The 11,757-nt window shown below is 39.4% G+C and carries 8 protein-coding genes; 6 read left to right on the forward strand and 2 right to left on the reverse strand.

Going from position 1 to position 11,757, the window contains the following annotated elements:
* The first annotated feature begins 2 nt into the window (after window positions 1-2).
* Window positions 3-1,088: a 23S rRNA (cytidine(2498)-2'-O)-methyltransferase RlmM gene (gene rlmM / locus P20311_RS17045; RefSeq protein ID WP_008115188.1), complete on the forward strand. Its 1,086-nt coding sequence runs from the start codon at window positions 3-5 to the stop codon at window positions 1,086-1,088.
* Window positions 1,089-1,130: 42 nt separating this feature from the next.
* On the opposite strand, the gene cysZ is transcribed toward rlmM, so the two are convergent.
* Entirely contained in the window at window positions 1,131-1,841 is a 711-nt protein-coding gene (gene cysZ / locus P20311_RS17050; RefSeq protein WP_370587363.1) for a sulfate transporter CysZ, read from the reverse strand.
* A gap of 317 nt (window positions 1,842-2,158) precedes the next feature.
* Here cysZ and P20311_RS17055 point away from each other — a divergent pair, with 317 nt between their 5' ends.
* Together P20311_RS17055 and P20311_RS17060 are read left to right on the forward strand one after the other, a co-directional pair.
* On the forward strand, window positions 2,159-4,405 hold the full coding sequence (locus P20311_RS17055) for a bifunctional diguanylate cyclase/phosphodiesterase (RefSeq protein ID WP_008115192.1): 2,247 nt from the start codon (window positions 2,159-2,161) through the stop codon (window positions 4,403-4,405).
* Window positions 4,406-4,809: 404 nt separating this feature from the next.
* Entirely contained in the window at window positions 4,810-6,369 is a 1,560-nt protein-coding gene (locus P20311_RS17060) for a BCCT family transporter (RefSeq protein WP_008115194.1), read from the forward strand.
* A 135-nt stretch (window positions 6,370-6,504) separates the two neighbouring features.
* Here the strand turns inward: P20311_RS17060 and P20311_RS17065 are convergent, their stop codons facing one another.
* A complete protein-coding gene (locus P20311_RS17065; RefSeq protein WP_008115195.1) occupies window positions 6,505-8,109 on the reverse strand; it encodes a methyl-accepting chemotaxis protein in 1,605 nt (534 codons plus the stop codon).
* 202 nt (window positions 8,110-8,311) lie between these two features.
* On the opposite strand from P20311_RS17065, the gene P20311_RS17070 reads away from it, so the two are divergent.
* The 3 genes from P20311_RS17070 to speB all read left to right on the forward strand — a co-directional run bounded on the left by P20311_RS17070 (window position 8,312) and on the right by speB (window position 11,754).
* On the forward strand, window positions 8,312-8,770 hold the full coding sequence (locus P20311_RS17070; RefSeq protein ID WP_008115197.1) for a GNAT family N-acetyltransferase: 459 nt from the start codon (window positions 8,312-8,314) through the stop codon (window positions 8,768-8,770).
* Window positions 8,771-8,913: 143 nt separating this feature from the next.
* Window positions 8,914-10,827: a biosynthetic arginine decarboxylase gene (gene speA / locus P20311_RS17075; RefSeq protein WP_008115199.1), complete on the forward strand. Its 1,914-nt coding sequence runs from the start codon at window positions 8,914-8,916 to the stop codon at window positions 10,825-10,827.
* Window positions 10,828-10,830: 3 nt separating this feature from the next.
* Window positions 10,831-11,754: an agmatinase gene (speB, locus tag P20311_RS17080; protein WP_008115201.1), complete on the forward strand. Its 924-nt coding sequence runs from the start codon at window positions 10,831-10,833 to the stop codon at window positions 11,752-11,754.
* Window positions 11,755-11,757 lie beyond the last annotated feature (3 nt).

The following is an 11,757-nucleotide window of genomic DNA, read 5'->3' on the forward strand; positions in this document are numbered from 1 at the left end:
ATATGTCTAGTGTTGTGATTTACTGTCGTAGTGGTTTTGAGAACGATGCCGCTGCTGAAATAACGTTTCATGCCGCCGAGCAAGGGTTTGCTGGGTATGTAAAAGCTAAACCAAATACCGGTTATGTTATTTATGAATGTTTTGAAGCGCAGCACAGCGACGAAATAATCAAAAAAGTTGATTTTAAGAATATGGTGTTCGCACGCCAATGGTTTGCCGGTAACTTGATAGAAAATATGCCTGTAGAGGATAGAGTGGGCGCTATTGTTGATGCCGCAAAAGACTTTACTTTATGCTCTGAGCTGCGAGTAGAAACACCCGATACCAACGAGGGTAAAGAGTTACTGACTTTTTGTAAAAAAATATCAACTCCACTTAAAAAAGCACTCGAGAAACAAAACACCGTATTACGTGAACCAAAAGCAAATCGTCCAGTGATGCATGTGCTGTTTTTAGCTAATAATACTGCGTATGTGGGTTACTCTTACAGTTATAACAACTCACCTTTCTTTATGGGTATTTTACGTTTACGTATGCCAAGCGATGGCCCAAGCCGTTCAACCCTTAAGTTAGATGAGGCATTTAATGTGTTTATTTCTGAGCAGCAGCGTGAGTCAAGAGTGCAAGCTGGCATGCGCAGCGTTGATTTAGGTGCTTGCCCAGGTGGTTGGACTTATCAGTTGGTTCGCCGTGGTATGTTTGTTAGCGCGATAGATAATGGCCCAATGAATGAAAGTTTAATGGAAACAGGGCAAGTAAAACATTTTAGAGAAGATGGTTTTAAATACCGCCCAGAAAAAAGAAACATAACCTGGTTAGTTTGCGATATGGTAGAAAAACCAACGAAAGTAACTAACTTGATGATTGACTGGGCAGTAAATGCCTATGCAAAAGAGCTTATTTTCAATCTAAAATTACCGATGAAAAAACGCTTTGACAGTGTGTATGAATGTCTAAAAATGATTAGAGAAGAAATGGCGAAGTTCGGTATCAGCTACGAATTACAAGCTAAGCATTTGTACCATGATCGTGAAGAAATAACGGTACACTTAAATGTAATTAAAGTACCACAAAGCTTATATAGTTAATCGATTAGCGAGTATAAAAAATGGGCCAACTGGCCCATTTTTTTAACTACGATATTGTGGTCGGTAATGCTCAACCCATAACCGCGTAGCGCCACATACTGCCACAGGCATCACAATTAAATTTATGAAAGGGATAGCGGTTAACAGCATTACTGCAAAGCCAAACCCATAAGATAACCCTTGTTTGCCTTTTAAGTCACTTTTCATTTGAGTGAAGCTGACTTTATGGTTATCAAAAGCATAATCTTTATATTGCACCGCATACATCCAGCAGGTAAAGAGTACCCAGAGTACTTGGCCTATTACCGGTAACACCCATAATAAAATAAAAAAGCCAATAGCGCGTGGGAGGTAGTAGCAAAGCTTAGTCCATTCTCGGCCCAGCATTCGTGGCACATCTTTTACTAAATCAGCTAATCCGTCATCGTTAATTTTTTGACCAGTTAAGTATAGCTCTACTTTTTCACTAAGTAAGCCATTGAAAGGGGCAGCAATAAAGTTAGTAATAACGGTAAATAACATACTGTAACTAAACAGCACCACCAGCACAGCAATCGGCCACATTAGCCATTCGAGCCAACTAAGCCATTCTGGAAGCATTGAATTTACAGCGTTAAAGCCATCACTAAGCCAGCCAAATAAAAAGAATAAGGAGCTACCAAATAATAAAATATTAATAAGTAAGGGTATAAGCACAAAGCGTTTTAGCCCTTTTTGACTAATTAACTTAAACCCGGAAAAAAAATATTCCATACCTTGTGTTATTTGCACACTAACCTCACCAATTATTTATATTTTAGCTATTATAAATAGCCTGATGATTTTAAACAGTACTTTTAAGTAACAAAGTATTTAATAAAGGGCACTTGCATACGTCGCAATAATAAATTATTCATTTAGGAGGTATTTAAATCCTTCATAAGTGCCTAGGCTCGCGCAACAGACTAAATTACAATGGATGCTAATTTCAATATTATGTATAGTCGAGCTACTATAATAATTTATTATAAACAGCACTTTATAAGAATATAGCGGCGCATTTAGCGTAAGTGATTGTTGAGGAATATAATTTGATTGAAATAATGAGAGTCAGAAAGCTGCTTTCTCAGCAACAAAGTATATTATCTAAAATAGCCTTGGGTGCACCACTTGATGAGGTGCTTGAAAATATTTGCTTATCTATTGAGGAGCTAATTGAAGACGCTTCTGCAAAGTGCTCTATATTAACGCTCAAAGGTGAGCAGCTATTTCATAGTGCAGCCCCTAATATTGCAAAGGGTTACTGTGAGGCCATTAATGGCGTACATATAGGCCCGAGCGTTGGCTCATGCGGTACTGCAGTGTATGAAAAAAAGCGAGTAATAGCCTCAGATATTGCAACATCACCCTTATGGGAAAACTATAAAGCGTTGGCATTGAGTTTTGATTTAAGGTCGTGCTGGTCAACCCCTATTATTTCAACACAATCAGACATATTAGGCACTTTTGCAATTTATCATGACAGTGCCAAGTCACCGACACCACAAGATTTAGAGTTAATAGACTTTTTTGTTGATTTCACCAGTATAGCTTTAGAAAAGCACACAGAGTCACTAAAATCAAAAGTGTTACTTGCAGAATTACAGCAAAGTAATGAAAAGTTTAAAGCCTTCGCAAAAGTACTTCCCGATCTAACTCTTATTTTGAGTGAAGAAGGGGAGTATACCAACGTTTACGGCACTACTAATGAAAGTTTATATTTAAGCCAAGAGCATGTGATTAATCGAAATGTCAGAGATATTATGCCTCCCGAGGATGCTAATCCTATTATGGAGGTAATTGCCAAGACTCTACAGACCAATGAAGTCCAAGTGTTTGAGTATCAGCTAAATATAAAAGGTAAGCAACTTACATTTGAAGGACGAACAGCCCCGCTTGAAAGTTACCAACCTAATAACCCCTCTCAGCGACATGTAGTATGGATGGCCAGAGATATCTCTACTCGTAAAGCGGCAGAAGAAGAGGTGCAACGGTTAGCATTTTTTGACCCGCTTACAAACCTCCCGAACCGCAGAATGCTCAATGATAAACTCAGTATGTATGTTGAACAGATTAAGCAGTCTGATCACACGGGCGCACTCTTATTTTTAGATTTAGATAATTTTAAACGTATAAACGACTCATTAGGGCACAATGCCGGTGATGAAATACTGGTTGAGCTATCACAGCGACTAACGCGTGTTTTAAACCCAACAGATACCCTTGCCCGTGTTGGCGGTGATGAATTTATTATACTCATTGAGAATGTAGGAGATAGCCATAAGCAAGCGAGTCTTGAATCAGAATTAATGGCTAAAGTGGTACAAAGTGTTTTTTATGACAAGTTTGAGGTAGGAGATTTAGCGTTTCAAGTAAGCTGCAGTATTGGTATATGTTTAATTAATAACGCCAATGCCATTAGCGAAAATATTTTAAAATTTGCAGACACCGCTATGTACCGTTCTAAAATGAAGGGTGGAAATAGCAGTAGCTTTTACGATCCTGCATTGCAAACCTTACTGGAAAATCAAACTGAGCTTGAAACAGATATAGTCAGAGCGATTGCATGTGATGAATTTTGTGCTTACTTTCAGCCTCAATTATCAATTGATGGCAGTATTATTGGTGCAGAAGCACTCATACGATGGAATCACCCAACCAAAGGACTAATCTCTCCTAATTCGTTTATTCCGATTGCCGAGCAATTTGGCTTAATTCAAAAGTTACAAAACATTGTATTGCGCGATATTTGTATTTTACTGGAAACACTTCGAGCTCATAAAGTACTGAAAAACCAGTTTAATGTGTCTATTAACATTAGCCAGTGTCAGTTTAATTCTTCTACTTTGAAAGGAGAATTGTTTAAAGCGATTGAGACATATGATGTATCACCCTCACAAATTAAATTAGAGATCACTGAGTCTATGTTAGCGGGTGATTTAATGAGTACGGTAAAGCAAATGAAAGAGCTAAAATCGCAGGGATTTGTATTTTCAATTGATGACTTTGGTACCGGCTACTCGTGTTTAAAGCACTTGAGTGTTTTACCGATAGACGAACTAAAAATAGATAAAAGCTTTATTGATAAAGTGTTGGATAACGCATCGGGGCAAAGCATTGTTCAGTCTATTATTGGTTTAGGTCATAGTTTAGATATTAATATTGTAGCCGAAGGGGTCGAGAGTGCTGAGCAACTACATGTATTAAAGTCTATGGGTGTAAACGCAGTGCAAGGGTTCTTATTTGCAAAACCATTAACACACAGTAACTATTTAACATGGCATAAACAGCATCAATAATCTCGTGTTACTCACTTACTGAGGCGGCAAATTTAGTTATCCTAATCGATAAGTCGCTTTGTTTACGCTCTCATTAGGCAGTAACGTTTAGTCACTTACTGCGCTTTAGCTAAAGCAGAAATGTATATTTTTTGTTTATTTGCTACTTAGATGTAATTTATTGTTTATTATTGTGTAACTATTGCACAAATCATTGCTGCGGCATTGGTTTAGCGTTTTTAACGCGTTAAACTAGTTAGCAATTGGCAATAAGTCTACTTGTTGTGACATTATCTAAACGTGAACACGACAAGTACTTGAAACTCGCTTTTGAGTTGCTTTGTCGTTTGTTGAAACTAGGGTTTAGAGTGGTGTCATGGTATGTCGCTATGTCGGTAACTTTAAAGAACCATTAGGAGCGATAAATGAATACCACGAAAGCAGCTTTAAAGTCGGGTGAAACACATTCTTCCCGGGTAAAGTTTCTGGAAGGGGTTGATATACCCGTTTTTTTAATCAGTGGCGGTATATTAGTTTTATTTGCCGCGCTGGCACTGTACGACATAAAACTGATGTCGGATTGGATAAACTCTGCCTTTGCCTTCTCCACCAAAATATTTGGCGCCTTTTGGCAAGTCCTGCTGTTATTAACCTTTGTAATTGGTATATTTTTGGCCGTAGGTCGCACCGGTTCAGTGGTGCTGGGTGGTTTAAAAACCCCTGAAATATCTACCTTCAAATGGATAAGTATTATTATGTGTACTTTGCTTGCTGGTGGCGGTGTATTCTGGGCCGCAGCAGAGCCAATGGCACACTTTATTTCTCCGCCCCCATTATTTGGCGGTGAAACTGGCACTAATGATGCCGCCTACAACGCCCTTGCACAAAGCTTTATGCACTGGGGGTTTTTAGCCTGGGCTATTTTAGGCAGTTTGACCGGCATTGTTTATATGCATCTTCATTACGAAAAAGGCTTACCACTTAAACCACGTACTTTGCTTTATCCCGTATTTGGCGATCGTGCTATGAAAGGGGCGCTTGGTACAATTGTTGATGCATGTTGTGTACTCGCTGTGGTTGCTGGCACTGTGGGCCCAATTGGTTTTTTAGGCTTACAGGTGAGTTTTGGCCTAGATAAATTGTTTGGTATTCCTGACACCTACACCACACAAGTGGTTATTTTATTTAGTTTAATTGGCATTTATACACTTTCAGCGGTAAGTGGGGTTACCAAAGGTATTCAGCTACTAAGCCGTTTTAATGTTGTATTAGCTGTAGTACTGATGTTGTTTATTTTACTGATGGGGCCAACTGCGTTTATTATCGACAGTTACATTCACTCCTTCGGTTTGTACTTAGATAACTTTATTCCTATGGCTACATTTCGTGCTGATAAACCATGGTTAGACTGGTGGACCGTATTCTTTTGGGGCTGGTTTTTAGGTTATGGCCCATTAATGGCTATGTTCGTTGCACGTATATCCCGAGGCCGAACTATCCGTGAAATGATTTTACTTATTTCTGTGGTTGCGCCAGTGATCACCTGCTTTTGGTTTACTATTGTGGGTGGCTCAGGCATCTTTTTTGAGTTAAATAACCCCGGTGTTATATCAGAACCTTTCGCAGGGCTTAATTTACCAGCGGCATTGTTAGCCATTACTGAGCAGTTACCCATGGGGTTTGTTGTGTCGGTGTTATTTTTAGTACTGACTACTATTTTTGTGGCAACAACCGGTGATTCAATGACTTATTCGGTATCTATGGTAATGACGGGTACCGATCACCCACAAACGTCTATTCGAGTGTTTTGGGGGATCATGATGGGGGTGATGGCGGCGTTGCTTATTTCTATAGGCGAGGGCGGAATTTCAGCGTTGCAGTCGTTTATTGTGGTCACTGCTGTGCCTGTGTCATTTGTGTTGCTACCGTCACTTTGGACAGCACCACAAATAGTAAAAAAAATGGCAGATGAGCAAGGGCTTTAATTGCATAAAAAAGGCGCTCGTCAGCGCCTTTTTTATTTTATGCATTGTATTGTCCTGAAATGTGTTTACACATTTAGGACTTATTTTATGAAAACCACTAAAACTAAAGACGTTAAGCGTACTCAAACAATTCGATTATTTTAAAAATGAAGCAAGCTCGTCAACGTGCGTTTGAGTTTCATTTATTAAAAGTCCAATTTGTGCCGCTGCTTCGTTTGACGTTTTGGCAAGGTTTCGTACTTCGTCAGCAACCACGGCAAAACCTCGTCCAGCTTCACCAGCTCTCGCAGCTTCAATGGCCGCATTAAGAGCAAGTAAATTAGTTTGATCTGCCACGGCATTAATGGTGGTGACCGTAGTTTGAATTTTCCCTAATACGGTTGACATTGATTGATGCGTTCCAGTAACTAATTTGTTTCTAGAAGATACATTACTACCAAATACAACGTATTTAGAAACCTTACCGTTTAAATCGGTAATAGAAGAAATGATGCAATCTAGCGTTACGTCTTCATTTTGATGCGTTAATGACATCATTACTTCAGTCGGCTTACCTTGGTTGAGCATTTGAATACGTGAAGCGTCTAAATGATCCCTTAAATTACCAAACACACTCGCTATGTTTGAGCCCTCAGATATGTTTAATTGCTTTTTAGTATACTCATTGGCGGATAGGAACTGGCCATCGTCATTAAACTCAATCACGGCCGAGTGACTACTTATTGCATCTTTTTGGTTTATTTGTTCAAGTACTTGGCGCTTAATTTCGCGAATATCTGAACTGACGCCCACAAACCCTGTGTGCTGGCCATTATCATCAAATGTTGGGTTTACCGACAGAACAATCCAATATGGCACGCCATTTTTATCAAAATTTAATATTTCTTCATAAAATGGTTGTTTGTTTTTAAGATTTTTTGAAATCCGCTTAACTGTTTCTTTGTCTGTTTGTTCACCCTGCAAGAAATTGCCTGGTTTTTTGCCTTTTACTTCCGCAAGTGTATAACCTGAAAGTACTTCAAAGCCAGGGTTAACATATTCTACTAAGCCATCTTTATTGGTAATAAGTACACTAGTGCTGGTATTGCTGACCACTTTAGATAACAGTTCAAATTGCTTATAGTCTTCAACTTGTGATTGTTTTGATAATACAAATGCAGACAACAAGGTATTATTGAAGTTAAAAGTAGTGTGGGCAACATTATAATAAATATTGTCTTTTACAGATAAACACAGTGAACCGTGTTCGCTATTTAAAGCATCTTGTAAAATGTTTAGCAATTTAGCGTTTTCTTTGGGCAATAATGCAGCGTCGGCACTGTTCGACGTATCTAAATTATTCGCAACAAGCTTTGAATTATCATCGAAGACTGCGTAGATATCTTCACCTAAGCTCAGCAGTGTTTGCCAAGCTTGCTCATCTAACACTCTTATCGGCTCAGGCTTAAATACATGAAGCGAGCATGTATCAAGCTCTTTTAATGTAAGTGGGCTAATATGTTGGGTTAAAAACAAGTTATTTCCACAAGCAATGGTTTTGCTTGTTGGATTATAACGTTTATTTAAATAAGTTAATGTATTGGTGTTATTAGTTTGGTTAAGTGTCTTACTTAGCGATGTAAACTCGTCGTTCACTGCAATAACAGTGTTGTCGTTGTTAACGATAATCGTAGCTGCTTCGTGTGTACTAACTAGCTGTTTTGCAAACGCCTGTTTTCTTTTTTTTGGGCTAAACCACATTATTTCTTCCTAATTTACACTCTAGTTGACTGCATTATACGCCCATCATAGTACGTATAGGTCAAAACTATTGTTTTTTATTTTGCAATAATGATTTTGTGTCGGTATTTTTAAAAGCAATGACATAAAACATAGTTATTGTTCATTTGTTACAATGCGTTATAGTTTGCTAACAAATATGAAAATAAATTAGAGATAACCTATGCAGTTAATAGATTTAACCCCTGATGATCCTGATGTGATTAATGTTTTTTCTGATATCGACAGACTTATTAATTCTTTATACCCAGTAGCTACAGCGCAGTCATTATCTGTTAATCAATTGGGCCAACCCAATGTGTATGCAATAGGCTTGAAAAATGAAGAGGGGATTATTGCTTGCGGGGCGATTGTTATGCAGTTTGATACAAAGCCCTATGGCGAGATACGCCGTTTATATGTCAAACCTAGTTATCGCGGAAAAGGCTTATCGCGCCGTATTATGCAAATATTATTACACCATGCTGGCGAAGAAGAAATCCCAATCATAAAGCTAGAAACAGGGCCAAAGCAAATACAATCAATCCATCTTTATGAGAATTTAGGGTTTGTACAATGTGAACCTTTTGGTGAATACAAAGCAAACCCAAACAGCTTATTTATGGAGCTTGCGCTCAGCTAGTAATACGCTATTTACTGTTTTTCTGTATCAATTTTAATCCTCACTCGTTACGAGTAGAAATACTTGTTGGACATGAATCGCTATTTTTCTTTTAATGCGCGCAACTAGCCGGTTTGGCATTCATAAATAAAAGAGAAAGATAAATGAAAGAGACAACATCACTTGAACAAGCTCGTACGAGCTACAACGTTCGTCATTGGAGCCAAGGTTTTTTTGGTATTAATGATCAAGGTGATGTGTATGTTGCGCCCAAGGCTGATGCCCCACAGCAAACCATTGCACTAACAGACATTGCTAAGCAACTTGAAGACAAAGGTTTAAGCTTGCCAGCACTCGTTCGTTTTCCACAAATATTACACCATCGTGTGCATAGCCTATGTGGTGCATTTAATACCGCAATAGAAAGCTATGGCTATCCAAAAGACTATTTATTAGTTTATCCGATTAAAGTAAATCAACAGCGTGAAGTTGTTGAAGAAATTGTTGCCAGCCAAGCACAAGTAGAAAAAAAACAGCTAGGTTTAGAGGCAGGTAGCAAGCCAGAGTTATTAACCGTATTAGCACTGGCTGAAAAAACCAGTGCGGTGATTGTGTGTAATGGCTACAAAGATAAAGAATATGTGCGCTTAGCGCTGATTGGCGAAAAGCTGGGCCATAAAGTGTATATCGTACTTGAGAAACTGTCTGAGCTGGACATGGTGCTTAGCCAAGCCAAAGAACTTAATGTAAAACCGCGTATTGGTATTCGTGTGCGTTTAGCCTCGCAAGGCAAAGGTAAATGGCAGGCCAGTGGCGGTGAAAAATCTAAGTTTGGGTTATCTGCTTCACAAGTGCTGTATGTAGTAAACCGCTTAAAAGAAACAGACCAGCTTGATTTAGTACAGCTTGTGCATTTTCACTTAGGGTCGCAAATGGCCAACATTCGTGATGTACGCTTAGGTGTAAGTGAAGCTGCGCGTTTTTATTGTGAATTACGTAAGTTGGGTGCACACATAGAGTGCCTTGATGTAGGGGGCGGTTTAGCGGTTGATTACGACGGTACACGCAGTCAATCACACAACTCAATGAACTATAGTTTAGCCGAATACGCAAATAATATTGTGTACACCATAGGTGATATTTGTAAGCAGTATAAACAGCCTTTTCCTACCATTATTTCAGAGTCGGGAAGAGCATTAACAGCGCATCACGCGGTACTAATTTCCAATGTAATTGGCACCGAAACGTATACACCGGAAGAAATAGAAGCGCCAGCTGATGATGCGCCGCAGTTACTTAAAAATATGTGGATTTCATGGCAACAATTGCATGTGCTTACTGATGACCGTGCATTAATTGAGATTTTTCACGACAGCCAAGGTGATTTAGCTGAAGCGCATAGCCAGTTTGCAATGGGATTATTAGATTTAACTCAGCGTGCATGGGCAGAGCAAATAAACTTACGCGTGTGTTATGAACTTAATAAATTAATGGATAACAAAAACCGTTTTCATCGACCGATTATAGATGATCTGAATGCGCGTTTAGCGGACAAGTTTTTTGTCAATTTCTCATTGTTTCAGTCATTGCCTGACGCGTGGGGTATTGACCAAGTGTTTCCGGTATTGCCATTAAGTGGTTTAACGCAAGCTCCACAAAAACGGGCTGTGTTATTGGATATTACTTGTGATTCTGATGGCGCTTTAGAGCACTATGTTGATGGTCAAGGTATTGAAAGTACATTGCCAGTACCTGAGTTCACAGCAGATAAACCATATTTGATGGGGTTTTTCTTAGTAGGTGCCTATCAAGAGATTTTAGGTGATATGCATAACTTATTTGGTGATACGCACAGTGCTATTATCAATATGGATGAACAAGGTGTTGCTAGTATTACAGAAATTAATCATGGTGATACTGTGGCTGACATGATGCGTTATGTACATTTAGATGTTGAAGGTTTTCAGCAGTCATATGCGCAGTTAGTGAGCGCAAAAATTGCACCTGATGAACAGCAAAGCGTTTTAGACGAGTTGCAAAGCGGCCTTGATGGCTACACTTATTTAGAAGAGTTATAAGAAATGTCTAGCTTGTTTGGTTGTGTTGACCACTCATTGTACTCAAATGGGATGACGTTTTTACGTCGTCCTATGGTACAAAACATTAACTCGATTGAAGCCGATGTAGTGGTACTGGGTTTACCGTTTGATTTGGCTACTTCAGGGCGCCCTGGTGCCCGCTTAGGGCCTGATGCTATTCGCAGAGCGTCAGTGCATTTAGCGTGGGAAGATACCAAATACCCGTGGACATTTCCGTTGTTTGAGCGCTTAACCGTGGCGGATGCTGGCGATTTTACCTATCCGGTAGGCGACCCTGAATATTTTACCGCGCAACTAGAAATGGCGGCAGAGCAAATACTTCGCCAAGGTAAAACATTATTAGGCTTGGGCGGCGATCATTTCGTAACCTTACCGCTATTGCGCGCACATGCAAAAATTCATGGCAAAATGGCTTTAGTGCATTTCGATGCGCATACTGATACTTACAGTAACGGTTCGCGTTTTGATCACGGCACCATGTTTTATCATGCGCCAATGGAAGGGTTAATTGATGTTAATCACAGTATTCAGCTAGGCATTCGTACCGACTTTGATCAAAGCAAGCATGAGTTTGCAGTGATTGATGCCATGCAAGCCAATGATCTGCATGCGAATGATATTGCAGCTCAGATTATTGAGCGAGTGGGTGACTTACCGGTTTACTTAACCTTTGATATAGATTGTTTAGACCCCGCCTTTGCACCAGGTACGGGCACACCAGTGTGTGGTGGTTTAACCTCTGATAAAGTGCTTAAAATCTTACGCGCACTTAAAGGCATTAATATGGTGGGAATGGATGTGGTTGAAGTATCCCCGTCGTACGACCAAAGTGAGCTTACCGCCATTGCCGCTGCAACGATTGCCAGTGAATTACTGCATTTGTGGGCACTTAAGCATAAATATTAATAT

It is taken from the genome of Pseudoalteromonas sp. BSi20311 (assembly GCF_000239875.1).
Classification (GTDB): Bacteria; Pseudomonadota; Gammaproteobacteria; order Enterobacterales; family Alteromonadaceae; genus Pseudoalteromonas.

Bases quoted from the DNA above. Each gene is read 5' to 3' on its own strand.
- speB (WP_008115201.1), top strand. From the start codon at position 10,831: ATGTCTAGCTTGTTTGGTTGTGTTGACCACTCATTGTACTCAAATGGG.
- speA (WP_008115199.1), top strand. From the start codon at position 8,914: ATGAAAGAGACAACATCACTTGAACAAGCTCGTACGAGCTACAACGTT.
- cysZ (WP_370587363.1), bottom strand. From the start codon at position 1,841: ATGGAATATTTTTTTTCCGGGTTTAAGTTAATTAGTCAAAAAGGGCTA.
- P20311_RS17060 (WP_008115194.1), top strand. From the start codon at position 4,810: ATGAATACCACGAAAGCAGCTTTAAAGTCGGGTGAAACACATTCTTCC.
- rlmM (WP_008115188.1), top strand. From the start codon at position 3: ATGTCTAGTGTTGTGATTTACTGTCGTAGTGGTTTTGAGAACGATGCC.
- P20311_RS17065 (WP_008115195.1), bottom strand. From the start codon at position 8,109: ATGTGGTTTAGCCCAAAAAAAAGAAAACAGGCGTTTGCAAAACAGCTA.
- P20311_RS17070 (WP_008115197.1), top strand. From the start codon at position 8,312: ATGCAGTTAATAGATTTAACCCCTGATGATCCTGATGTGATTAATGTT.